This window comes from Corynebacterium sp. LK2537 (assembly GCF_040946485.1).
Lineage (GTDB): Bacteria > Actinomycetota > Actinomycetes > Mycobacteriales > Mycobacteriaceae > Corynebacterium.
In genome coordinates this window covers 154828-179291 of the sequence record NZ_JAYWLQ010000003.1, presented here as the reverse complement: position 1 = coordinate 179291, position 24464 = coordinate 154828, and the positions used below count along the sequence as shown (strand labels likewise).

The 24464-nt window shown below is 67.6% G+C and carries 21 protein-coding genes; 15 read left to right on the top strand and 6 right to left on the bottom strand.

Features of this window, described 5'->3' with window-relative positions; genetic code table 11:
• The first annotated feature begins 108 nt into the window (after window positions 1–108).
• The 3 genes from dnaJ (at window position 109) to VVS03_RS05675 (ending at window position 3512) form a co-directional block, all read left to right on the top strand.
• Entirely contained in the window at window positions 109–1299 is a 1191-nt protein-coding gene (gene dnaJ / locus VVS03_RS05685; protein WP_368534188.1) for a molecular chaperone DnaJ, read from the top strand.
• A 13-nt stretch (window positions 1300–1312) separates the two neighbouring features.
• Window positions 1313–1723 carry a heat shock protein transcriptional repressor HspR gene (locus tag VVS03_RS05680; RefSeq protein ID WP_368519949.1) on the top strand — a complete coding sequence of 137 codons (411 nt, stop codon included), beginning with the start codon at window positions 1313–1315 and terminating at the stop codon, window positions 1721–1723.
• Window positions 1724–1991: 268 nt separating this feature from the next.
• Window positions 1992–3512: an aldehyde dehydrogenase family protein gene (locus tag VVS03_RS05675; RefSeq protein ID WP_368519948.1), complete on the top strand. Its 1521-nt coding sequence runs from the start codon at window positions 1992–1994 to the stop codon at window positions 3510–3512.
• Here the strand turns inward: VVS03_RS05675 and VVS03_RS05670 are convergent.
• Together VVS03_RS05670 and VVS03_RS05665 are read right to left on the bottom strand one after the other, a co-directional pair.
• Window positions 3509–4690, bottom strand: a complete 1182-nt coding sequence (locus VVS03_RS05670) for an alpha/beta hydrolase (RefSeq protein ID WP_368521289.1) — start codon at window positions 4688–4690, stop codon at window positions 3509–3511. The two genes, VVS03_RS05675 and VVS03_RS05670, sit on opposite strands and share 4 nt — an antisense overlap.
• Window positions 4687–4968: a hypothetical protein gene (locus VVS03_RS05665; RefSeq protein WP_368519946.1), complete on the bottom strand. Its 282-nt coding sequence runs from the start codon at window positions 4966–4968 to the stop codon at window positions 4687–4689. Before VVS03_RS05665 ends, VVS03_RS05670 begins: the two co-directional genes overlap by 4 nt.
• Window positions 4969–5072: 104 nt before the next feature.
• On the opposite strand from VVS03_RS05665, the gene VVS03_RS05660 reads away from it, so the two are divergent.
• Window positions 5073–5888 (top strand): carbon-nitrogen hydrolase family protein, encoded by an 816-nt coding sequence (locus tag VVS03_RS05660; protein ID WP_368521288.1) that lies wholly within the window; start codon window positions 5073–5075, stop codon window positions 5886–5888.
• A 13-nt stretch (window positions 5889–5901) separates the two neighbouring features.
• Here VVS03_RS05660 and VVS03_RS05655 read toward each other — a convergent pair whose 3' ends face one another.
• Window positions 5902–7083 carry a 2-polyprenylphenol hydroxylase gene (locus tag VVS03_RS05655; protein ID WP_368519944.1) on the bottom strand — a complete coding sequence of 394 codons (1182 nt, stop codon included), beginning with the start codon at window positions 7081–7083 and terminating at the stop codon, window positions 5902–5904.
• Between the two features lie 45 nt (window positions 7084–7128).
• Window positions 7129–8193 carry an LLM class flavin-dependent oxidoreductase gene (locus VVS03_RS05650; protein ID WP_368519943.1) on the bottom strand — a complete coding sequence of 355 codons (1065 nt, stop codon included), beginning with the start codon at window positions 8191–8193 and terminating at the stop codon, window positions 7129–7131.
• A gap of 206 nt (window positions 8194–8399) precedes the next feature.
• Between VVS03_RS05650 and VVS03_RS05645 the strand changes: the two genes are divergently transcribed.
• Window positions 8400–9251 carry an endonuclease domain-containing protein gene (locus VVS03_RS05645; RefSeq protein ID WP_368521287.1) on the top strand — a complete coding sequence of 284 codons (852 nt, stop codon included), beginning with the start codon at window positions 8400–8402 and terminating at the stop codon, window positions 9249–9251.
• A gap of 105 nt (window positions 9252–9356) precedes the next feature.
• Here the strand turns inward: VVS03_RS05645 and VVS03_RS05640 are convergent, their stop codons facing one another.
• The gene (locus VVS03_RS05640; protein ID WP_368519941.1) at window positions 9357–10481 is read right to left on the bottom strand and encodes an NAD(P)-binding domain-containing protein; all 1125 of its coding nucleotides are present in this window, start codon (window positions 10479–10481) and stop codon (window positions 9357–9359) included.
• Between the two features lie 266 nt (window positions 10482–10747).
• On the opposite strand from VVS03_RS05640, the gene VVS03_RS05635 reads away from it, so the two are divergent.
• The 10 genes from VVS03_RS05635 to VVS03_RS05590 all read left to right on the top strand — a co-directional run bounded on the left by VVS03_RS05635 (window position 10748) and on the right by VVS03_RS05590 (window position 23545).
• Window positions 10748–12118, top strand: coding sequence for a sodium/glutamate symporter (locus VVS03_RS05635; protein ID WP_368519940.1), 1371 nt, complete (start codon window positions 10748–10750; stop codon window positions 12116–12118).
• Window positions 12119–12260: 142 nt separating this feature from the next.
• A complete protein-coding gene (locus VVS03_RS05630; RefSeq protein WP_368521286.1) occupies window positions 12261–13310 on the top strand; it encodes a hypothetical protein in 1050 nt (349 codons plus the stop codon).
• 117 nt (window positions 13311–13427) lie between these two features.
• Window positions 13428–16004 carry an ATP-dependent chaperone ClpB gene (gene clpB, locus VVS03_RS05625; protein WP_368519938.1) on the top strand — a complete coding sequence of 859 codons (2577 nt, stop codon included), beginning with the start codon at window positions 13428–13430 and terminating at the stop codon, window positions 16002–16004.
• Window positions 16005–16131: 127 nt separating this feature from the next.
• Complete coding sequence (locus tag VVS03_RS05620; protein WP_368519937.1) at window positions 16132–16986, top strand: sulfurtransferase; 855 nt, start codon at window positions 16132–16134, stop codon at window positions 16984–16986.
• A 57-nt stretch (window positions 16987–17043) separates the two neighbouring features.
• The gene (locus tag VVS03_RS05615; protein WP_368519936.1) at window positions 17044–18468 is read left to right on the top strand and encodes a hypothetical protein; all 1425 of its coding nucleotides are present in this window, start codon (window positions 17044–17046) and stop codon (window positions 18466–18468) included.
• Window positions 18469–18604: 136 nt separating this feature from the next.
• Window positions 18605–19150: an orotate phosphoribosyltransferase gene (gene pyrE / locus VVS03_RS05610; protein ID WP_368521284.1), complete on the top strand. Its 546-nt coding sequence runs from the start codon at window positions 18605–18607 to the stop codon at window positions 19148–19150.
• Window positions 19143–19829 (top strand): TrmH family RNA methyltransferase, encoded by a 687-nt coding sequence (locus VVS03_RS05605; protein WP_368519934.1) that lies wholly within the window; start codon window positions 19143–19145, stop codon window positions 19827–19829. Before pyrE ends, VVS03_RS05605 begins: the two co-directional genes overlap by 8 nt.
• 98 nt (window positions 19830–19927) lie before the next feature.
• The gene (locus tag VVS03_RS05600) at window positions 19928–21127 is read left to right on the top strand and encodes a glycoside hydrolase family 76 protein (protein ID WP_368521283.1); all 1200 of its coding nucleotides are present in this window, start codon (window positions 19928–19930) and stop codon (window positions 21125–21127) included.
• Window positions 21128–21269: 142 nt separating this feature from the next.
• Complete coding sequence (gene fbaA, locus VVS03_RS05595; protein WP_368519932.1) at window positions 21270–22304, top strand: class II fructose-bisphosphate aldolase; 1035 nt, start codon at window positions 21270–21272, stop codon at window positions 22302–22304.
• A 50-nt stretch (window positions 22305–22354) separates the two neighbouring features.
• Complete coding sequence (locus tag VVS03_RS05590; RefSeq protein ID WP_368519931.1) at window positions 22355–23545, top strand: aromatic acid exporter family protein; 1191 nt, start codon at window positions 22355–22357, stop codon at window positions 23543–23545.
• Window positions 23546–23548: 3 nt separating this feature from the next.
• Here VVS03_RS05590 and VVS03_RS05585 read toward each other — a convergent pair whose 3' ends face one another.
• The gene (locus tag VVS03_RS05585) at window positions 23549–24421 is read right to left on the bottom strand and encodes a hypothetical protein (protein ID WP_368519930.1); all 873 of its coding nucleotides are present in this window, start codon (window positions 24419–24421) and stop codon (window positions 23549–23551) included.
• Window positions 24422–24464: the final 43 nt, after the last annotated feature.

Genomic DNA, 24464 nt, shown 5'->3' with positions numbered 1-24464 from the left:
GGGGAGGTTATCCTCGGCGCCCCTTTTATTTAGTCTTAGATAAAATTTTTAGTAAACATATAGCGAGGCTGAGAAACACTATTTCACCTCGAAAGGAGGAGATGCCCAGTGAGCGCTAAACCAGAATGGGCAGACAAAGATTATTACGCGGATCTGGGGGTCTCCTCGTCCGCGAGCGCTAGCGAGATTAAGCACGCCTACCGCAAGCTAGCCCGGGAAAACCACCCGGACGCCAACCCGGACAATCCGGAGGCGCTGGAGAAGTTTAAGAAAGCCGCCGAGGCGTACGACGTCCTCTCCGATGAGAAGGAACGCAAGGAGTACGACGATTTTAAGGCCATGCTGCGCAGGGGCGGCGGCTTCGGCCGGGCAGGAGGCGCCGGATTTCCCGGCGGGTTTCGCCAAACGCACGGGGCGCAAGACTTCGACCTCTCCGACCTCTTCGGGAACTCTGGACAAACTGGAGGCGGTGGTTTTGGGGATATCTTCAGTGGCGTTTTCAACCGCGGCGGTGGTGCTGGCCACACAGCTCGGCCGACGCGCGGGGCGGACGTCGAAACGGAAATAACCCTCGAATTCCGCGAGGCCGCCAAGGGCAGCACCATCCCGCTGCAGCTCAGCGGCGAGGCCCCGTGCACCACCTGCCACGGCTCGGGCTCGAAGACCGGCCACACCACCACCTGCACGAAGTGCAACGGCACGGGCTTTACCTCGGAAAACCGCGGTAGCTTCGGGTTCTCCGCGCCCTGCCAGAACTGTGGCAGCACCGGGCAGACCGTCACGGATCCGTGCGAGACCTGCAACGGCACCGGTACCGTCCACCGCACCCGCTCTATTACCGTGCGCATCCCGGCCGGCGTTATTGACGGCCAGAAGGTGCGCCTGGCGGGCCAGGGCGAAGCCGGGCCCAACGGCACCCCGGCCGGCGACCTGTTCGTTTCCGTGCACGTGAAATCCGACCCGGTTTTTACCCGCAAGGGCGACGACCTGGAAATCACCGTCCCGGTCTCCTTCGCGGAGCTAGCGTTGGGCGACACCATTACGGTGCCGACCCTGGATAGCCCGGTGCGCGTCAAGGTCCCGGCGGGCACGCCGGACGGCCGGACGCTGCGCGTACGCAACCGGGGTATCCCGACCCGGGGCGGCAAGTCCGGCGACCTGCTGGTCACCGTCCAGGTCAAGGTTCCCAACAACCTGGACGCCGCCGCCTCCAGCGCGCTGCGCTCCTACGCCCAGGCCGAGAAGGACTCCGGGTTCAACCCCCGCGCCGGATGGGCCGGGGACACCACACGGAACTAGGAGGTGAAAAGCTATGAGCGAGTTTTCTAGCATGTACGTCATCTCCGTGGCAGCAGAACTGTCCGGTATGCACGCCCAGACGTTGCGTACCTATGACCGTCTCGGGCTGGTCACCCCGGCCCGCACCAGCGGCGGCGGCCGCCGCTACTCGGACCGCGACATCTCGATGCTGCGCAAGATCCAGAACCTGTCCCAGGAGGACGGGGTCAACCTGGCCGGCATCAAGGCGATCATCGAGCTCACCGAGGAACGGGACAAGCTGGCCGCCGAGCGCGACGAATTGGAAAACGAGGTCGCGCAGCTGCGCGCCGAATTACAAAAGCGCGGAAACCAGCCGCAGCGCGGCGAGCTGGTCCACGTGCCGCGCTCGACCTCCGTGGTCATGTGGTCCCCGCGCCGCGGCGGCAAGCACCGCCCGGCCTAAGCGCCTACGTTTGCGTGTTGTTTAGGCCGCGCCGTGTGCGTTGTGCGCGGCCAAGTCAATCCCTGTTCCCCGACTCCGGGGGCAGGGATTTTTGCTTGTCCCAACTGGTAGTTCGTAGCAGGAAAGGATCACCCCCTAGCGGCAGCCGGGCCGACTGGATATGATGGCGTGCAAGATTTCGTGACTGGGCTCACTAAGTAGAGCTTGGTGCGAAGGTCTTCACATAAACCACACTCCATGCCGACTACCAGTTGAAGGACTCCACACCATGACGCAGTACGCAAACCCCGGTACTCCGGACGCAATCGCCAACTTCCGCGAGCGCTATGACAACTACATCGGCGGGCAGTGGGTCCCGCCGGTCGATGGCGAGTACATGGACAACATCACGCCGGTGACCGGCGAGGTCTTCTGCCAGGTCGCCCGCGGTAAGGAAGCGGACATCAACCTGGCTATCGATGCCGCCGAGAAGGCCTTCGAGACCTGGGGCAAGACCTCCCCGGCCAAGCGCAGCCTCGTGCTGCTGCGCATCGCCGATCGCATCGAGGAGAACCTCGAAAAGATCGCCGTCGCCGAGACCTGGGAAAACGGCAAGGCCGTGCGCGAGACCCTCGCCGCGGATATCCCGCTGGCCGTGGACCACTTCCGCTACTTCGCCGGCGCCATCCGCGCCCAGGAGGGCGGCATCTCCCAGCTGGACGAGAACACCGTGGCCTACCACTTCCACGAGCCGCTCGGCGTCGTGGGCCAGATCATCCCGTGGAACTTCCCGCTCCTGATGGCCGCGTGGAAGATCGCCCCGGCCCTGGCCACCGGCAACTGCATTGTCCTCAAGCCCGCCGAGCAGACCCCGGCCTCCATCCTCTTCCTGCTCGATCTTATCGGCGACCTCCTGCCGGAGGGCGTGCTCAACGTGGTCAACGGCCTAGGCGACGAGGCCGGCGCCGCGCTGTCCGGCTCCGACCGGATCGCCAAGATTGCGTTTACCGGCTCCACCCCGGTCGGCAAGATCATCAACAAGACCGCCGCGGACAAGGTCATCCCGGTCACCCTGGAGCTCGGCGGCAAGTCCCCGTCGATCTTCTTCCCGGACATCATGGACGAGGACGACTCCTACCTGGAAAAGTGCGTCGAGGGCTTCGTCATGTTTGCCCTGAACCAGGGTGAGGTCTGCACCTGCCCGTCGCGCGCGCTGGTCCACGAGGACATCGCGGACAAGTTCCTGGAGCTGGCCATCGAGCGCGTGAAGAAGATCAAGATCGGACACCCGCTCGACACCGAGACCATGATGGGCGCGCAGGCCTCCCAGGAGCAGATGGACAAGATCACCGAGTACCTGAAAATCGGCCCGGAAGAGGGCGCCGAGACGCTCATCGGCGGAAACGTCAACCAGCTCGACGGCCTGGAAAACGGTTACTACATCGAGCCGACTGTCTTCAAGGGCACCAACGACATGCGGATCTTCCAAGAGGAGATCTTCGGCCCGGTGCTGTCCGTGGCGACCTTCAAGGACTTCGACGAAGCCATCCAGATCGCCAACGACACCAACTTCGGCCTGGGCTCCGGCGTGTGGTCGCGCAGCCAGAACATCTGCTACCGCGCTGGCCGCGCCATCCAGGCTGGTCGTGTGTGGATTAACCAGTACCACAACTACCCGGCGCACGCTGCCTTCGGCGGTTACAAGGAGTCCGGCCTGGGTCGCGAGAACCACCTGATGATGCTGGACCACTACCAGGAGACCAAGAACATGCTCGTGTCCTACTCCGAGAAGCCGACGGGCCTGTTCTAAGCACCTCCTGTCTTACCTCGCGCGATGTCGCCGAGGTGGGCGAAGAACCGGGGATCCGAGAAATACGCGCCGTGATCGCCGTACACCGGCTCGGGCCAGGGCCGGGCCCCGAAACCGCGGCTGGTGGGATCGGGACCGTGGATCCCGCCCCACGGTGAGGCGACCGCGTCGATCGGATCCCCTTTCGCCGTGAGCGCGTGCACCTGCGGGTTGTGGCCGTGCAGGCGGTAGTCCTGCGCGTTTTCGGCCACCGCGCCGGGGCTGCCCAGCAGGACCAGGTCGTCCGCCGCCAGGCCTTCCGGCTGGGTGGCGGCGGAGCCGGCGACGACGCTGCCGTAGGAGTAGCCGACCACCGTATGCCGCGCGTCCGGGTAACGCTGCCGCAGTGAGCGCTGGAAGCGGGCCAGGTCGCGGCCGGCGCGCTGGGCGGGCTCCGCGTGGACCCCGTGCGCGAGGCCGGGAGGGGCGGCGTAACCGGCCCACGCGACGGCCGTCCCGCCCGTGGCCTGGGCTATCTGGCGCGTCCTGTCGATGGTGCGTTGCCATTTCTCCGGCTCGGCCGAGCCGACCCCCTCGATGAAGGCGGTAACACTGGCCGGCTCGGTGGATACCGGCTCCCCGGGCGGCGGGACAATCGCCACCATCCGGCCTTTCGAGACCTCCAGGAGCCGGATATCCGGGTTGGCCCGGGCCAGTTCTTGGACGAATTCGGAGGAGGTCACCAGGTTGAGCTCGTGGATGGCATCGACGCTCAGGTCCTCGAAATCGCCCAGCCGCTGCGGCGGCTCCGGCAGCGTGCCCGTGCACAGCGCGTCGATGCTGCGCGCGCACGCCCAGTCCAGCCCGTCGCCGATGCCGCGCAGGGCCAGCAGCAGCGGCGTGGCCGCGGTCCCGCCCAGCGCTAGGACGGCGCGGCCTTCCAAGTCTTCGAGGCGAGCATGGAGCTCCGCGTAGGCCTCCAGGAGCCCGGCCGCCAGTCGCATCTGCTGTGCTTCGGGCTCGAGCTGCCGGGCGTAGTGCCGCAGGTTTTGGCTGGCCACCAGCGGTGCGTCGCCGCTTAGTCCAGCCCACAATAGCGCGGCCCCATCATGGGTAAGTAGTGCAGAGCGGCCGGCGAGCGTTCCGCTGGCCGCGTCTAGGGTCCCGGCGGCCTGGCGCAGGGCGAGCGAGGTCGTCATCGGTGCTGCCCTCTCTCGAAGGCGGCGGACAGTGTCTCATCGGTGTCGGCCACGTGGTCGAGGAAGTAGGACAGGTCGGCTAATTGCGCCCTCCGGCGCGCCTCCCAGCCGGTGGTGCGGGCGCTCCAGGCGGCGTGCGCGCGGTGGAGGGCCGCCGCCGTCCGGGCGCCGTAGCGCCCTAGGTGCGGGGTGGTCTCCGCCGCCGGGTAGGGGTAGGTGGTGGCTAATTGCTGGCGTACTAATTCACGGGCAGAGCTACTAATAGTTAACTGGTTCATGCCTTTAGTCTGGGCCCCTTTGCGCCGCGGGCGCTAGGGCTGTCACGGATCTAGTGCCAGAATTTTTCTCGCAACCGGGCGGATATCCCCCTACTGTGGAGACCATGAAGATTGCAGCAGTCCAGGTAACCACGGGCCCTGACTGGGCGGAGAACCTCGCCAAAGCCGAAGGTCAGATACGCAAAGCGGCGGCGGAAGGCGCGCAGTTGGTGGTCCTTCCGGAAGCGACCATGCAGGCCTTTGCCACGGGTCGTCTCGACGAGGGCGCCCAAGACCTAGATGGTGAATTTGCTCAGCGCCTGCACGCGCTCGCCACCGAGCTCGGCGTCACCGTGGTAGCGGGCATGTTCAGCCCCGCCGACAGCTACGTCAAGGGCGACAAGACCATCAACCGCGTCTACAACACCGCGCTAATAACCGGGCCGGATATCCACCGCGGCTACGCCAAGATCCACACCTACGACGCCTTCGACTACCGCGAATCCGACACCGTGCGCCCCGGCGTCGACCTCGTGACCTTCGAGGTGGGCGAGTGGACCGTCGGCGTGGCCGTCTGCTTCGACATCCGCTTCCCGGACCAGTTCCGGGCCCTAGCCCAGCGCGGCGCGCAGCTCATCGTCGTGCCCACCAGCTGGGCCGACGGCCCGGGCAAGCTCGAGCAGTGGCGCCTGTTGTCTGCGGCCCGCGCGCTGGACTCGACCAGCTACCTGTGCGCGGCCGGCCAGGCCCGCCCGGGCGGCAACGACGAGGCGGGCAACCCCTCCGGGCCCACGGGCATCGGCCACTCGGTCATTGTGGACCCGCAGGGCCGGCGCCTCGCCGAGGCCGGCTATGAGGAAGAGATCATCTACGCCGATATCGACGCCGACGAGGTCGCGGACATGCGTCGTTCCCTGCCGGTGCTGGAGTCGCGGACCTAAAAGCCGTAGTCGGCTAGGCCTGAAAACCGGCCGGCTGCCAGTCCGCGGCCTGCGCCGCCACGCGGCCGGCTAGCTGCGTAATCCCCGGGCCGACCACGTGGGTGGGCCGCCCGCCGGCGATGGCGGTGATGGCCGCCGCCGGGTCGTCGGTAACCTCGACGTTCAGCGATTGCGCCGGATCCGCCGGGCTTAACAGCCACGGATCCCGCGGGCTTTCCGCCAGGTGGTGGAAGCGCACCCAGGGCGCCAGCGCGGCGAAGTTTTCCTGGAAATGGGTGTCGTAGAAGGCGCCGGGGCTTTCGGCCAGCCGAATGACATCGATGCGCGCGGGTTCGGGCACCTTGCCCGCAGCGACGTCGGCCCACAACGCCAGGAGGTGGGCCTTGTGCGCGGACCAGCCGGTGCTGCGGCTGACCAGGACTTCGGCGTTGCCGGCCCCGTGCGGGAAATCCTGGGCCGGGGCGCCAAGCGTCCACCAATCCCCGGGGTGGGAACGGATGAGGGAGGTGGAGGCATCGCCAGCCGCGGCCAGGTGGAATTCCAGCTGGCCTGTCGAATCCGCCGGGGTGGCCGGGGTCATCTCCCGCCAGGTGCCGGGCAGCAGGGAAGAAGTCACCGGCACGGACTGGCCGGGCGCGCATTCTAAGGCCGTGCCGATTTCCACGTGCACGATGGCAGTCGCGCGGTTGGGCTTGTCCACCGCCACCACGCGGCCCGCGTAGGCCGGCGGGATGCCGGCGACGTCCGCGGCGTGGTGAGCCTCGCGCATAATGGTGCAGACCTGGGTGAAGACGCCGGAAAGCCGCCGCGAAATGGTCGTCGATGCCCCCACATCCCGCAGCGCCTTCCCAAAGGCGCTAGCCAGCGTGGAGTAGAGCTCGGCGGGGAAGCCGTGGCGGCGGTGCGCGCGGGCCATGTCCTCGAGCCGCTTCGTGACCTCGGCGGGGATGACCAGCTCGCCCGGTTCAACGCGCACGGCGCGCACCAGCCAGGCCAGCGCGGGCAGGAAGTCCGCGTGGACGCGGTGCTGGTCCCAGGCAAAGACCTGGCGCGACTCGACCACGTCGACAAACAGGTTCTCGTGCAGCGCGCGGTGGAGGCGCTCGGCGTCCGGGTGGCCGGCTTCGATGAGCTCCGCGGCTTCCTCCAGGGAAAACGCAGCCGCTAACCCGTAGGTCTCCACACGCGAATTCATGTCCCTTAGTCTACTGGCTCGGCGCGGCCGGTCGATGCGGGCGGGCTAGATTTCGTAGCCGGTGACCGGGCCTTCCGTGTTGGGCTGCCAGCCCAGCTCCGGTGCGACGTGCTTCGCGAAGTTCTCCAGGATCTTCACGTTGGTCTCCAGGCCCATGGCGGTCGGGATGGTCAGCAGCAGGGTATCGGCGGCCTCGATGGCCGGGTCCTCGCGTAGCTGGGCGATGAGCTTGTCCGGCTCCGCCGCGTAGGTACGGCCGAAGGTGGACGCGCCCGTGTCCGGCAGGATGCCGACCTGGTCGTGGCTGGTGGCCTGCATGCCGAACAGCTGGTGATCGGCGCCGTCGACGATGGGGAAGATGGATCGGGAGATGCTCACGCGCGGGGCCCAATCGTGTCCGGCCGCGGCCCAGGCCGCGCGGTAGCGGCGGATCTGCTCGGCCTGGATCTCTCCCAAGGTGTGCTCGGAGGTCTCCGAGACCAGGGTGGACGACATCAGGTTCACTCCGTCGCGGGCGGCCTGCTCCGCCGACTGGTAGGTTCCCGAGCCCCAGAAGATATTGCGGCGCAGCCCCGGCGAGTGCGGGAAGACGGGCAGCTGCGAGCCCGGCTGGAACATGTTCGGGTACTGGCGGTCCAGCGGCGCGGCGGTGGCCATGCCCGCGCCATCGATGCCCGCCAGGAAGCGCTCGAAGTTGGCCCGCGCCAGGTCGGCGCCGTTGGGGGCCTGCGAGCGGTAGCCGAAGGCCTCCCAGCCGCGCTCGGCGACCTCCGGCGCGCCGCGGGAGATGCCCAGCGCGACGCGTCCGTCGGCGATCTGGTCCAGGGCGGCGGCCTCCTCGGCCAAGTAGAGCGGGTTTTCGTAGCGCATGTCGATAACGCCGGTGCCCACCTCGATGTGCTTGGTGCTGCCGGCCACCGCGCCCAGCAGGGGCATCGGGGCGGAGGCCTGGGGCACGAAGTGGTGCACGCGGAAGGAGGCGTTGTTCACGCCCAGCTCGTCCGCAGCCTGGGCGAGGTTGAGGTGGATGCGGGCGACCTTGCTGGCCGAGGGTCCGCGCTGGTTGCCGAATGCGTAGTGTCCGAAGCTTAAGAATCCGAAGGCTTTCATGCCCGCCATTATAGTGGACGCGTCAACAAAAGGGAAGGGTTTGGGTTTGGCGTCGGCCTTGGCGGGAGTTCCGGGCAAGTTTCTGCTTGCCGGCGCGCTCGGGCGGCGAAAAATTGATCGGAACTCTCGTGTACCCCGGCGAGAATCTCGCCCGCCCCGGCGAAGCGCTCTCCGCTGCTAGCCTGTAGCGCAGGGGGGAATACTTTATGGACGACATCGTCGTGTCCGGCGTGGATGCCAAGACGCTGTGGCGGCGCGCGGCGGCCGGGGTCTACGTCAAGATTGCCAAGGGGCTGTACCTGACGCGGGAGCCGACGCCGGGGGAGCTGCTGGCGATAGCCATGCGACGCTGGCCCCAGGCGGTGGCCACCGGGCCGACCGCGCGCGAGATTTATCTGGGTCAGCCGCTTAGCTTCCCGCTGCACTTGGCCGCCCCGCGCAAGCTCCCGCGATCTGCCTACGTGTCCGGCTACCGGACCCAGCGGCTGGCGGCACTCCAGGTGGAAGGGGCGCGGGTGCATATACCTGCCCTAACGATCGACTACTGCACTGACGAAGAGGCCGTCGAGCTGCTGGAGCAGGCGTACCGGGGGAGGAAGGCGAAGAGCGTGCTGGAGCAGCACATCGCCGGCCGGCGGCTCAGCAAGCGGGCGTGCGGCCTTATTGGGCGGGCTTCCATCGGCAGCGATTCTCCGCTTGAGCGCAAGCTCGTGCGGGCCTTGCGGGACGCCGGGTACCGGGTGGATACCAACGTGCAGGTAGGACAGTACTTCTTCGACCTCCACCTGCCGGAGTTGAAGATGCTCATCGAGGTGGACGGCTATCAGTTCCATACCGCGGAGTCGCCCGACACCTTCATCCGGGACCGGTGGAAGGCGAACGAGGCCACGCTGGCGGGGTACACGGTCCTGCGCTATAGCGGCAGCTGCGTGCACTATCACCTCAAGCGGGTAGTCAAGCAGGTGACGCAGCCGCGGCCGGCGCCCATGGCCTCCAACGGGGTGTGGAACTGGCACTCGGGCATTATCCGGGAGGTGTCCTGGGCGCGTTATCGCTAGGCGGCAGGTACGCGCTCGCGAGAGTTTCGATCAAGTTTGCGTTCCCGGGGTGGGCCCACGGGCCAAAAGTTGATCGGAACTCGCAGAACCCCCGCAGAACCGGCCCTAAAACCTACCCAAAACCTCCGCCGCACGCTTGGCGGCCAGCCGGCCGGCGCGGGTGGCGCCCACGGTCGAGGCGGTGGAACCGTACCCGGCCAGCAGGGCGCGCGGGTTCGCGGCCGGGGTGACCTCGTCGAGCATCTCGATTCCCCCGCGTGGGCTGCGCAACCGCAGCCCCGCCAGGTGGCCCAGGTGCGGGCGGAAGCCGGTGTTCCAGAAGATTGTGTCGACCTCGACGTGGGTGCCGGCGGGGAAGGGGCGCCAGGCCTTGGCGCGGGTCTCGGCGTCCGCGTCGTGGACGTCCGGGGCAGCGTACGAGCGGGGAGTGGAGAAGGTGACGCCGGTGGCATCGATGGCGCTGAACATGCCGCGGGAGACCAGCAGGCCGCGGTCGACGGCGTCCAGGTAGTCCTGCCACGGCGGGATCCCCGTGGTGGACACGACCGAGGCGGGGCGCTTGCCCGCGTGGGTGCGGGCCCGCACGCTGTCTTCGACGGCGCGGCCCCAGCGGGCATCGAAGGCGGTGGATACGAAGTCCGGCGGGCGCCGGGTGGCCCAGATGGTCTCCGTGACGCCTTCGAGCTCCAGCAGGAACTGCACGGCGGACAGCCCGCCGCCGACGACGAGGGTGCGCTGGCCGGCGAAATCGGCCGCGCGCGTGTAGTCCTTGGTGTGCAGCTGGCAGCCCCGGAACTCCGCCGCGCCGGGGACGTGCGGGATAAACGGGCTGTCCCAGGTGCCGGTGGCGTTGATGAGCGCCGGCGCCTGGAAGCTGCCCGCGGTGGTCGCCAGGTGGAAGGTGTGGGCGGCGGAATCGTAGTGCACGTTTTCCACCCGGACCGGGCGGCGCACGTCGAGGCCGAAGTGCTCTTCGTAGGTGCCGTAATAGTCGGAGACGACGCGGGAAGCCGGCGTGGCGTCGTCGCCGGCCGGGGCGGCCAGGCCGGGGAGATCGGCAATCCCGTGCGCCTTACCTAGGGTGAGCGAATCCCAGCGGTGGCGCCAGGCGCCGCCGGGGCCGCGGTTGGCGTCGAGGACGATGGCGGACACGCCGCGCCGCTTGAGCTGCTGAGCGGACGCGAGGCCGGCCTGACCGGCGCCGATGACCACAACTTCAGCTGAATACATACCAGCTAGTCTAACCGTTTGCCGAGGATTGGCCCTTTTTATTCGGGGGTAATGGCGCCCTAATAAAACACCCCGGTATGTTGTATATCACCCGTAAGCAAGTAATGTGTTCACGGTCAGAACTCCCCCAAAAGTCAGCTATTTGGAATTTGGCGTGCCGCGGTGACAGCGGTTCCACGGCAAATTCACAGGCCGGCGCCCCGTGGGGAGCGGCCGCGGCCCACGGTGGGCAGCGGCAATTCACGATGAAGGTGAAAGGATAGCCGGTGGAAGAGTTTTCTGCTTATTCCCTGATGTTGGACGTGGGCTGGATTTCGTTGCTCATGGTGATCGGCAACGTCCTGCGTCACAAGGTCAAGTTCATTTTCCAGGACCTGCTGCTGCCCGCCCCGATTACGGCCGGCCTGCTGGGCCTGATTCTGGGCCCCGAGCTGCTGGGCTGGATCAATTTCTCCGACGCGCTGGGCGATTACACCTCCCTGCTGATCGCCGTCGTGTTCGCCTCCATGGCCTACTCCATGGAGGTCGGCGGTTCCATGCGCAAGGGCGCGCGCAACATGTGGGGCTTTTCCACCATGATGTTCACGGGCCAGTGGGGCCTGTTCATCCTGCTGGGTGTCTTCCTGTTCATGCCGGTCTTTGACACCCCGAACTGGTTCGGCATGATGCTGCCGGTCGGCTTCACCGGCGGCTTCGGTACCGCCGCGGCAGTCGGCGGCGCGCTGGAGGGCGTTGGCGCTGAGGCCGCGTCCTCGCTGGGCTTTACCTCGGCGACCGTCGGTACGCTGGCCGCCATCATCGGCGGCGTCGTCGCCGGCAACTGGGGCATCCGCCGCGGCAAGGTCTCCCACGTCCCGAAGGAGCTGCCGGAGGAGCTGCGCCGCGGCTACATCCGCAACGTCGAGGACCGCCCGTCCCTGGGGCGGGCGACCACCAACCCGTCCGCGATTGAGCCGCTGACCCTGCACCTGGGCTTCATCGTTCTGACCGTCATGATTGCCTACCTCATCAACTCGGCTATCTCCTCGGTCTGGGAGAACGTCTCCATCCCGCTGTTCGCCATGTCCATGGTGGTGGGCCTTATCATCCGCGCCATCATGAACGCCGTGGGTGCTAACGATTACCTGGACCGCGAGGCCATCTCCATGGTCTCCGGTGCTGCCACCGACTACCTGATCGCTTTCGGTATCGCCGCCATCGTGCCGGCCGCCATCGCTAGCTACTGGGTCCCGCTGCTGGTCCTGTTCGTGCTGGGTACCATCTACTGCACCTTCTTCCTGCTGTGGTTCCCGGCCGAGTTCTTCGGCGAGCGCTGGATTGAGCGCGGCATCTTCGGCTGGGGCTGGGCCACGGCCACCGTCGCCACCGGTATCGCCATCCTCAAGATCGTCGACCCGAAGCTGGAGTCCGGCACCCTGTCGGAATACGGCATGGCCTACGTCGGCTTCGGCCCCTTCGAGATCGGCATGACCGTCGTGGCCCCGATCGCCGTGATTTACGGCTTCACCGCCGGGCTGGGCTGGATCTCGCTGGCGATTGCCGTCGGCATCTACCTCACCTTCAAGTTCGCTGGCTGGATGCCGCCGCGCGGCACCATCCTCAAGGAAGGCATCGGCCACGTGGGGCAGAAGTCCTAATACCTCGCGCCGCCAGCCGCCGCACCCCAAGTCCGATAAGGGGTCGCGGCGGCTTTGTCGATCCAGGGGTTCGATCCGAGCCAGACCCCGCGCGTAGAATAAGCACCCCCGAATATATGAAGAGAAAAGGTGCGTGACGCGTGTGTCGAAATGGGGAGTGCTGGTCGATAACGGCCTGCCCGCCCGAGTGGTCAATCAAGAACTAAGCGATGCCGACGTGGTGGTGGAGTCGGTGCCCACGGATGGCTCCGGCAACATCGCGCTGTCGGCCTCGGCTGAGGCGATACGGACCCGCTACGGCTGGGACCGGTTCGTCTACATCACGGACATGCCGATGACCGCCGACGGCGATCCCGTGGCCGCGCAGGTGGTCGGTCAGGCCGGCGATGCCGCCATCGTGAGCCTGCCGGCCTTCGGCTTCCGGCTCGGCCGCCAGAACCTGGCCGAGCGGGTCCGGGCCTTCGGCAATAGCGGCCAGTGGTCGGGCCCAGGTGAGGAGTGCTCCCCGTCGCACGTTGACGGCGCGGACGAGCATGCCGATGCTACCTTCGTCACCGGCCAGCGCGCCCGCTTCGTCGCCGGCATGGTGCGCACCAACCGTCCCGGCCGGATGCTGACGGCCCTGGCCAGCTGCCTGGCGGTCACGGTCGCCACCGGCGGGTTCGGTATCTTCTACGGCTCGGTCTGGCAGATGGCGCACGCGCTTAGCCCCCAGCGCCTGGCCCTGGTCAGCGTGGTTGCCATCCTGGTGCTGTCCACCTGGCTGGTCATCTACAACGGCATGTGGCACCGGGTCTCCCACCAGACCTTCCGGCAGCGCGCGCGGCTGGATAACGCCTCGACGGGCCTGACCGTCCTGGCGACCGTGCTGATGATGTTCGGGCTGACTTTCTGCGGCATGGCGGCGCTGACCGTGGTGGTCATCCCGCCGGACTACCTGACCGAGCAGCTCGGCGAGGCCGTCGGCTGGCGCGACTACGTCGACATCGCGTGGTTTACCACCTCGCTGGGCATCATGGGTGGGGCCTTGGGTTCCAACTTCGACGGCTCGGCCAAGGTGCGCCGCGCGACGTTCTCGGACCGTGAGAACGAGCGCCGCGACAGCGACGAGGAGCAGCCCAGTGGCTGGCGCGAGGACGAGCACGAAGGCAGCCACGAAGCCCAGAGCGCGGCCCCCGGCCAAGAAAAATAAGATTTTCGAAAGTTGAGTGGAATATACTCAAGTTTGTCTGCGTTACATCTAGTGAAGCCTCTACAGTGGGATCACCTCCCCGAGGTAGGGAGATTTACTTAAAGGAGAAAGCAGATTATGAACTCATTCAACCCAACTACGAAGACTCAGGAGGCCCTGCAGCAGGCGCTGCAGACCGCCTCCGCGGGTGGGAACCCGGATATTCGCCCGGCCCACCTGCTGGCGGCCATCCTGGACCAGCAGGACGGCATCGCTGCCCCGGTGCTGAAGGCCACCGGCGTGGACCCGCAGACCGTACTGCAGGAGGCCCGCGCGCTGGTCGACGGTTACCCGAAGGCCGAAGGGGCCAACATGGCCAACCCGAACTTCAACCGGGACGCGCTCAACGTGCTGACCCGGGCCCAGGAGTTGGCGGGCGAATTAGGGGATGACTACGTCTCGACCGAGGTGCTGCTGGCAGCCATCGCCGGCTCGAAGACGGACGCGGCGGAGCTGTTGACCGGCCGCGGCGCTACCTACGACGCCATTAAGGGCGCGTTCCCGTCGGTGCGCGGGGCCGCCAAGGTCAACACCGAAAACCCGGAGGACCAGTTCCAGGCCCTGGAGAAGTACTCCACGGATCTGACCGCCCGGGCCCGGGAAGGCAAGATTGACCCGGTTATCGGCCGCGATCAGGAAATCCGCCGCGTGGTTCAGGTCCTGTCTCGCCGTACCAAGAACAACCCGGTGCTCATCGGTGAGCCCGGCGTCGGTAAGACCTCGATTGTGGAGGGCCTGGCCCGCCGCATCGTGGCCGGCGACGTGCCGGAGTCGTTGAAGGGCAAGACCCTCATTAGCTTGGACCTTGGCTCGATGGTCGCCGGCGCGAAGTACCGCGGCGAGTTCGAGGAGCGCCTGAAGGCGGTGCTCGATGAGATTAAGGCCTCCGAGGGCCAGATCATCACCTTCATCGATGAGCTGCACACCCTGGTCGGCGCCGGCGCGACGGGCGAGGGCTCGATGGACGCGGGCAACATGATTAAGCCCATGCTGGCCCGCGGCGAGCTGCGCCTGGTCGGCGCGACCACCCTGGACGAGTACCGCAAGTACATCGAGAAGGACGCGGCCCTGGAGCGCCGCTTCCAGCAGGTCTACGTGGGCGAGCCCTCGGTGGAGGACACCATCGGCATCCTGCGTGGCCTCAAGGAGCGCTACGAGGTGCACCACGGCGTGCGCATCCAGGACTCGGCGCTGGTCTCGGCGGCGGAGCTATCCAACCGCTATATCACCAACCGCTTCCTGCCGGACAAGGCCATCGACCTGGTCGATGAGGCCGGCTCCCGCCTGCGGATGGAAATCGACTCCTCCCCGCAGGAAATTGATGAGCTCGAGCGCGTCGTCCGCCGGCTGGAGATCGAAGAGCTGGCGCTGAAGAAGGAATCCGACGCCGCCAGCCGGGACCGCCTGGCCAAGCTCCAGCAGGAGCTGGCCGACGAGCGGGAGAAGCTGGGCGAGCTCAAGGCCCGCTGGGCTAACGAGAAGAAGGCTATCGACGAGGTCCAGGAGGCCAAGGAGGAGCTCGAGGAGCTCAAGCGCAAGGCGGAAATCGCCGAGCGCGACGGCGACTACGAGCTGGTCTCGGAGCTGCGCTACGGGCGCATCCCGGAGCTGGAGAAGCAGCTGGCCGACGCCGAATCCCGCGCCCACGCCCAGTCGGAGACCAACTCCATGCTGACCGAGGAGGTCAGCCCGGACGTCATCGCGGAGGTCGTCTCCGCGTGGACGGGTATCCCGGCCGGGAAGATGCTCGAGGGCGAGACCGAGAAGCTGCTGAACATGGAAGAGATCCTGGGCCGCCGCGTGGTTGGCCAGTCCGAGGCCGTCAAGGCCGTCTCGGACGCGGTGCGCCGCTCGCGCGCCGGGGTCGCGGACCCGAACCGTCCGACCGGCTCCTTCCTCTTCCTGGGCCCGACCGGCGTCGGTAAGACCGAGCTGGCCAAGGCCCTGGCGGACTTCCTGTTCGATGATGCCTCGGCGATGGTGCGCATCGACATGTCGGAGTACGGGGAGAAGCACTCCGTCTCCCGCCTGGTTGGTGCCCCTCCGGGATACGTCGGCCACGAGGCCGGCGGCCAGCTCACGGAGGCGGTCCGCCGCCGCCCGTACACGCTGGTGCTCTTCGACGAGGTGGAAAAGGCCCACCCGGACGTCTTCGACGTCCTGCTGCAGGTGCTGGACGAAGGTCGCCTGACCGACGGCCAGGGCCGCACGGTGGACTTCCGCAACACGGTCATCATCCTGACCTCCAACCTGGGTGCCGGCGGCACGAAGGAGGAGACCATGGCGGCGGTGAAGAAGGCCTTCAAGCCGGAATTCATCAACCGCCTGGACGACGTGGTGATGTTCGAGAGCTTGTCGACGGAGTTGCTGCGCGGCATCGTGGACATCCAGCTGGCTAACCTGGCCGAGCGCCTGGCCGCCAAGCGCCTGACGCTGGACGTGGCGGACGAGGCCAAGACCTGGCTGGGCGAGCGCGGCTACGACCCGGACTACGGCGCCCGCCCGCTGCGCCGGCTCACCCAGCAGGCCATCGGCGACAAGCTGGCCCGCAAGCTGTTGGCCGGCGAGATCCGCGACGGTGACATCGTGCGGGTCACCGTGGCCGCGGACGGCGAGTCCCTGGACATGCAGTCCACCGAGCAGTCGGAGGACTAAAGGCCCGCGGCTAGGCCCCGGCTTTCCCGCCAATCGTGACGGGGTGGCCGGGGCCTTTTGCCTGCGCGCGTCCAGGTCATGCCGCCACGGCGGGCGGCGCGGCCGCTTTGGCTCTAGAGTGGGAAACATGAGTATTTTGGTCTCCCCCCGCGAGCTTTTCGATGCCATCTACGCCGGCGATCGCCTCACCGTTCTGGCCTGCCTGTGGGGCTCGGGTGAAAACAGCGCCCGGAACCAGTTCCACGCACTCCACATCCCGACCGCCCAGCTCTGCGACGTCTCCGCCGCCATGGCGGGCCTGCCGGGCTCCCGCAACGGCCGCAACCCGCTGCCGGATCCGGACAAGCTGCAGGAATGGTTCGTGACCTGGGGCCTGCGCAAGGACCGCCCGGTCGTCGTCTACGACGAGGGCCGCGGGCTCTTCTCCGGCCGCGCGTGGTGGATCTTGCGCTGGGCGGGCATCGAGGACGTGCGCGTCCTCGACGGCGGCCTGGCCCACTGGCGCCGGGAGCAGCTGCCCACCCTGACCGGCCCGGGCAATATCTCCGTGGAGACCAACGCCACCGTGGACCCCAACCCGGACATGGTCGCCACCATCGACGAGGTCAAGGAGCACGACGGCATCCTGATTGATACCCGCGAGCCCAACCGCTTTGCCGGCCGTCGCGAGAACCTCGACCTCAAAGCCGGGCACATCCCGGGCGCGGTCAACGTGCCGGAGCGCTACCTGCACCACGCGGACCGCACCTGGAAGACCCAGGAGGAGATCCGCGAGGTCTTCCACAACGCCGGCATCAACGAGGACAACGTCAAGGACGCCATCGTCTACTCCGGTTCCGGAAACCACTCCGGCCTGGCCCTGGCCACCATGGACTGGGTGGGCCTGACCGGCGCGCGCCACTACGTCGGCGGTTGGTCGCAGTGGTCGGCGGATGCGACCAACCCGGTCGAGCGCGGCGACCGCGAGTCCCTCGGCGCCTAAAACCCTTCGGCCCCACCGCCCGCGCGCCGCCGCGGGAGGCAGTAAACTAAGGCGCTAATGACACCTATTTTGCTTTTGATCCTGGCCCTGCTGGCTGTTGCGGGCGCAGTCTTCCTGTGGCGCGCCGCCCAGACCCAGGAAGCCGCGCAGCAGCGCTCGCTGGCCGAGCGCGATGACAGCCGTGCCGACAGCCTTGACGCTGCCGATGCCCCCTCGGCCGATACCGAACCCGAGACCGAGCCCGAGACCTGGGGCAAGGCCGAGGCCCCGTCCGAGGTGCCGGAGCCGGATCCCTCGCCGGCGCCGGACATCGTCTACGAAGAGGACGACGACCCCGAGACCGCCGAGGTCGATAGCCCCGAGCCGGAAGGCGTCGACGCTGCCGACGACGGCTGGGACGAGGAAGCCGCGGAACCGGAAGAAGCAGCCGAGGCCCCGGAGGCCCCGGAAGCCGCCAGCGCGGAGGAGCCGGAGCCGGCCCCGAAGGCGGTGCCGAAGAAGAAGATCGGGCGCCCGATGCTGCCGGGCGCGCTGCGCCGGGAGCGCAAGGCCTGGGCAAACCAGCACGGCTTCGACTTCGCCAAGGAGGATTCCTACCTGGCGGACGAGTGGACGCGGGGCGCGGCGGCCGGGGGCGCGCGCCCGCGGGACATCGCCCACGGCACGGTCTTCGGCCACGAGCTTTTCCTGCTCGACCTGGGCGGAGTCAACGTGATGGCGCTGCGCACCGGCGCGAGCTCCGACGTGGTGGTGGATTTCCGCCGCACGGGCCTGCCGCTGGTGGAAGAGGCCTCGGAGGACCTGGTCGCCGCGAACGAGATCGCCGGCTTTAGCGTCTACGCCACGGAGCCGGGCGTGGTCGAGCGCATGAGCGACGACCGCTTGGCCACCGGGCTGGAATACCTGCCGGAGGCAGTGACCGCGGTGTGGATGGAAAACGAATGGGTACTCGCGCAGACCGACAAGACCGCCCGCAGCGCCGAGTGGGATGAGATGCTCGCCCCGATGGCGGTGCTGGCGGACGTCGCCCGCGTGCTGCCGCCGCGCCCGGCCGCCGGGCTGGTCTACCACCCGGAACAGGGGGATCCCACGCGCGTGGTGCCGCCGCCGCAGCCGGTCGCGCCGACGGGCCCGACCGCGGTGCCCAACCCCGCCGAGGACATGGCGCGCCCGCCGGTCCAGCGCCCGGAGGAACCGATGGTGCTGCCCAGCCGCCGGGCCGGCGCCGCCCACGGCTCCATGGAGCACCGCGCGCTGGGCGCGGACGAGGTGGACGCCATCGCCGACGGGCAGGAGCGCCCGCACGCGGACGAATCCGTCGCCCGCCTGCCGCGCGACCTGGGCCGAGGTTCCTCGATCTTCGACGAGATCGAAGCCGAGCTGGGCCCCATCGGGGATATCCCGGAGCACCCCGTCCGCGACCCCGCCGAGCCCAGCGACCACAACGACCACCAAGAAGGCGACGACAACCGCGACGCCTAAGGCGCCCTGGGCGTGGTTTTCACCCACGGGGTGTCTTAAGCTAGAAAACAGCGAGAAAACAACAAAAACGCAGTTGCGCGAGTAGCGGACGCAGACTTCGTCCCGCGCGGGCTAAGCAAAGGAGTTTTTAAACCTCATGAAGCTGGACGAGCAGAAAAAAAGCCAACTAGCCGAGCTGGTCAAAAAGCTGGCCGTGGTGCACGGCAAGGTGACTCTGTCCTCGGGTAAGGAAGCGGACTACTACGTCGACCTGCGCCGGGCGACCCTGCAGCACGAGGCCTCCCGGCTGATCGGCGCGCTGCTGCGCGAGTTGACCGCGGGCTGGGACTTCGCCGCGGTCGGCGGCCTGACCCTGGGCGCGGACCCGGTGGCCACCTCCATCATGCACGCGGACGGCCGCCCGATCGACGCCTTCGTGGTGCGCAAGGAGGCCAAGAAGCACGGCATGCAGCGCCGCATCGAGGGCGCTGACGTTCAGGGCAAGAAGGTCCTGGTGGTCGAGGACACCACCACCACGGGCAACTCCCCGCTGACCGCGGTGGCCGCCCTGCGCGAGGCCGGCGCCGAGGTCGTCGGCATCGCCACCGTCGTGGATCGCGCCACCGGCGCGGACAAAGCCATCGCGGCCGAGGGACTGGAATACCGCTTCCTGCTGGGCCTGGAGGACCTCGACCTTGCTTAAGCCGGACGCCCGCGGCAGCGAAGCCGACCAACAGCCCGGCCCCACCGAATGGAACGAGGGCCGGCACGGGGTCGGCCCGTGGGAGGGGCCGTGGCCCACCGGCCTGGAGGCCGAGCGCTACGACCCGGAGCTGCTGGCCGAGGGCGACCGCCGCAACGTGGTGGACGCCTACCGCTACTGGCGGCGCGAGGCGATCGTCGCCGACATCGATAGCCGGCGCCACAGCCTGCACATTGCCATTGAGAACTTCGAGAACGACTCGAATATCGGCACCGTGGTGCGCACGGCCAACGCCTTTGCGGTGGACACGGTCCACATCGTCGGCCGCCGCCGCTGGAACCGCCGCGGCGCCATGGTCACGGACCGCTACCAGCACCTGGCCCACCACGACACGGTAGAAGAGCTGCTGGAGTGGGCGGGGCAGGAGGGGCTGACGGTCGTGGCCATCGACAACACCCCGGGCTGCGTGCCGCTGGAGACCGCCGAGCTGCCGGAGAAATGCCTGCTCCTGTTCGGGCAGGAAGGCCCCGGCGTGAGCCAGTCCGCCCAGGACGGGGCGGTGATGACCTGTTCCATCGCCCAGTTCGGTTCCACCCGGTCTATCAACGCGGGCGTGGCGGCCGGCATCGCCATGCATGCCTGGATCCGCCAGCACGCGGATCTGTCCCACAGCTGGTAGGCGGGGGGCGCCAGCCAGTTGCGCAAAATTGCACGTGTGAGCTGGGAGCGCGCTAGACTTCCTGTGAGTAATAGATCGACTGAAATTAGGGCACCTGAGTGGACGAAAAGTGGGCACACCGCGCGGATCTGGCAGAAACCGCCATCAATGACCGCCACGCAGCACGCGTGTGGGGACTGCCAAAGACCAACTTGGCAATCGTGCGCTGGCCGCCCACCGGCAAGGAAAAGATCTTCCTCCATTGGCACTACTGGTGGCAGGCGCATTACCTGGACTGCCTGGTGGATGCCGCCCAGCGCCACAACACCAAGATGCGGCGCAAGCGGATCACCGAAACCGTGCGCGGCATCCGAGTGCGCAACCTCAGCCCGCTGAAGAACAACCGCTACTTCGACGACAAGGCCTGGCTGGCGCTCGCCCTGCAGCGCGCCGGGCAGCTGAGCAAGGTCAAGCCCTACTCGAAGCTCGCGGAGCTGCAGGACAACATCCGCGCCGGCCGCGACGAGCACCTGGGCGTGCTGCCGTGGCGGGAGGGCGAGAACTTCTTCAACGTGCCCTCCAACGGGCCGGCGGCGATCCTGCTGGCGCGCACGGGGCACCTGGCGGAGGCCGAGAAGATCGTCGAGTGGCTCTACGAAAACCTGGTCGATGACCAGGGGCTTATCATGGACGGCATCCGCATGCGCATGGACGGCCCGGAGTGGGTGCGCAACCTGCACCCCTACTGCCAGGGCGTGGTCTTGGGCGCCTGCGTGGAAATCGCGCTGGCCCTGCGCAAGCGCGCCGGCTTTTCCTCACTGGAGCACCTGGACTCGGTCCAGGAGGCCGAGCGCGCCGAGGACACCGTGAAGTACCTGACCCGCATCCGCGGGCTCATCCAGGCCATCGCCTCGTATATGGCCACCCCCGCCGGGGTCATCGACTGGGACACCGGCGACGGCGACGGCGGCCTGTTCAAGGGCATCCTGGTGCGCTACCTGGCGGACGCGGCCGTGCGCCTGCCGGGGGATTCGCCCGCCAACCGCGCGGCGAAGAAGCTGGCCGCCCGCCTGGTGATGTCCTCGGCCGCCTCGGTCTGGGAGCACCGCCTGGAGGTCGACGGTCTGCCCATCTTCGGCACGGACTGGACCGCGGACGCGCGCCTGCCCCACAACTTCGGCCTGGGCCCGACCACGCTGGGCGAGAAGGTCGGCGTCATCCGCATCGCGGAGCGCGACCTGTCGGTGCAGCTGTCCGGCTGGATGCTGATGGAGGCCGCCGCCCGCGTCGCCCGCGACCGCGCAGAAGGCCGGGGCTAGCCCCACTAGCCGGGACCAGACACCGGCTAGGTACAAACTCACACCTTTCCTTAACCAAGACCTGCGGCGCGCAAGCCAAATCACAGGCATACTTGGTAGTGCAGTAAGTCAAACGCGAACCAAGTAAGGAAGATTCACTTCTATGCCTATTGCTACCCCAGAGGTCTACAACGCCATGCTGGACGAGGCGAAGCAGTCTGGCTTTGCCTTCCCGGCCATCAACTGCACCTCCTCGGAGACCATCAACGCTGCGCTCAAGGGCTTCGCGGAGGCCGAGTCCGACGGCATTATCCAGTTCTCCACCGGCGGTGCGGAGTTCGGTTCCGGCCTGGCAGTCAAGAACAAGGTAGCGGGCGCCCAGGCGCTGGCCGCCTTCGCGCACGAGGCCGCCAAGCACTACGGCATCAACGTCGCGCTGCACACCGACCACTGCCAGAAGGAAGTGCTGGACGACTACGTCCGCCCGCTGATCGCCATCTCCCAGGAACGCGTCGACCGCGGCGAGCTGCCGCTGTTCCAGTCCCACATGTGGGACGGCTCCGCCATCCCGATCGATGAGAACCTGGAGATCGCCCAGGAGCTGCTGGAAAAGGCCCGTAAGGCCCACATCATCCTGGAGGCTGAGATCGGCGTCGTCGGCGGCGAGGAAGACGGCGTGGAAGCCAAGGCTGGCGACAACCTCTACACCACCGTCGAGGACTTCGAGAAGACCATCGACGCCCTGGGCACCGGCGAGAACGGCCGCTACCTGCTGGCCGCCACCTTCGGCAACGTCCACGGCGTCTACAAGCCGGGCAACGTGAAGCTGCGCCCGGAGGTCCTGCTGGAGGGCCAGCAGACCGCGCAGAAGAAGCTCGGCCTAGACGAGGGCGCCCAGCCCTTCGACTTCGTCTTCCACGGCGGCTCCGGCTCTGAGAAGGAAAAGATCGAGGAGGCCCTGCGCTACGGCGTCATCAAGATGAACGTGGACACCGACACCCAGTACGCGTTTACCAACCCGGTCGCGCGCCACATGTTTGCCAACTACGACGGCGTGTTCAAGATCGACGGCGAGGTGGGCAACAAGAAGGTCTACGACCCGCGCTCCTACCTGAAGAAGGCCGAGCAGGGCATGTCCGAGCGCGTCATCGAGGCCTGCCAGGACCTGCACTCGGTGGGGAAGACGGTTTCCCGCTAAAGCAGTCTTTTCGGTCCGCGGCGCTATAAAAGTGTCCTAGAATGGCGCCCATGGCCGAAGAACGTAAACGACTCACCACGCGCGAGCGCCTGCGCAGTATCGACCGGTCATTGATGGCCCGGTTGAACCGCGTGCGCTCGCGCTTCGTGTTTATCCTGCAGGCCACCGTCGGCGCGGGGCTGTCCTACTGGGTGGCCAACGACATCGCGGGCCACGCGCAGCCCTTCTTCGCGCCGATCTCCACGGTGATCATCTTGGGCCTGTCCGGCGGCGACCGGATGAAGCGCGCGGTGGAGATGGCCATCGGCGGCATCACCGGCGTGGCGGTCGGCGATATCCTCTTCCAATTCGTCGGCCAGGGCCCGTTCCAGATCACCGTCATCGTGGGCGCGACGCTGCTGCTCGGCTCGTTTATGACCAAGTCGCCGCTGCTGACCAACCAGATCGTCTTTGGCTCCATCCTGATCGCCACTATCTTCCCGCCCACCGAGGGAGCCGGGGGCCTCAACCGCGCTATCGATGCCCTCATCGGGTCCGTCATCGGCGTGGTCACCATCGCGCTGATCCCGAACTCGCCGCTGGCCCAGGCGCGCCGGGAGGTCTCCAAGGTGCTCAGCATCGCCGCCAGCGTGCTCTACGACGTCTCCCGCGGGTTGGAGAAGCAGGACGTCGAGATCATCGAGGAGGCCCGCCAGGCCGTCTTCGGCACGCAGACCAATATCGAGAAGCTGGCCGATGCCGCCAAGCAGGGCCGGGAGGCCTCCGAGGTCTCGCCCATCATGTGGGGTTCTAGGCGCAATATCCGCTCGCTGGAACGCATCCTCGTGCCCGTGGACAACGGTGTGCGCGGGGTGCGCGTGCTCTCCCGCCGCGCGCTGGTGATCACCGAGGACGGGGACAAGGTCTCCCCGGTCCAGATTGAGCTCATCGAGGAGCTGTGCTCGGTGATGGAGGAGCTGGCCGAAATCTACGGCAGCCGGCGCGGCCTCAACGAGGCCCAGGAGCTGCCCCACCTGGTCCAGCGGCTGCGCCGGGCGGGCGCTAGGGCCAGCATGGACATCGTGGAGGGCCGCAGCCAGCTGTCGGCCTACGCCATCCTGGCGCAGACGCGCTCCATCGTGGTGGATCTGCTAATGATCTGCGGTATGTCCCGCGAGTCCGCCGTGGCGGTGCTCATCCCGACCTCGCAGACCCCGGCCTACCCGCCGGAGATCTACGACGAGGACGAGCACGACCTTTAAACGCTAGGGGCGCGCCACCCGCACCACCTGCAGGTCGCGCAGGTGCCGGTAGAAGGTCACGCGGTCGACCGGGCGGGGCCGGGAGACCCCGTCCACGGTCACGCGCAGCTCCGGCCCGCCGGCCTGGACCGCGCGCCCGGTGGCCACGGTGGACGGATCGACCGGGCCGGGCTGCGGCGCGGCCGGCTTCCGGCGCAGGCGCCCTAGCACCCCCTGGCGGGCCACTGGCGCCGCCGCGGCGACGATGCCGGGGGCGTCCACCATGGGCACCAGTTTGGCGCCGTAGACGCCCGCCTGGGGCCCGCGTAGGGCCTCGCCGTCTTGGCGGACGAGCACGTGGTCGTCGACGATGATCTCCCCGGTCATGGCCCCGGGGTTCCACTGGCTGATGGTGGCCGAGCCCGCCACGGCCTGGCCGGCGTCGTTGCGGATGGTGGGTACCGGCGCGACTACACCTTCCAGCGCCAGGCGGAAGGCATCGTTCGTATTCTGGGGCAGGCCCCAGTTCTGGGCGGCGGCGGAAGTGTCTTCCACCGGCACGTAGGCGACCTCGACCCACATTGTGTCGGCGCGCATGAGCCGGGTAATCACCGCGGACAGGGCGGCGTCCGTGCCGATGACGATCACGCGCAGCGCTTCGGGTACCGGCTGGGGCGCGGGCGCTGGCGCGCCTAGGTGCGCCACGTCGGGTTGGGCGGCGATTTCATCGAGCGACGGCGTGGGGTCTTCGGGCAGGATCTCGCGGGCGGCGGCGTCTAGCGCCTTGAGCTCTTTGCGCGTGGGTACGGCCTCGCAGTCCAGGATTTCCCAGTTGGAGTCCGGAGCGGAGGACAGGGCAAACTGCGGCGCACCGCAGCGTAAGATCATCACACGCATGTTTTCTATGCTACTTCGCCGGGGTAGGAGAGCCCACGCGGAT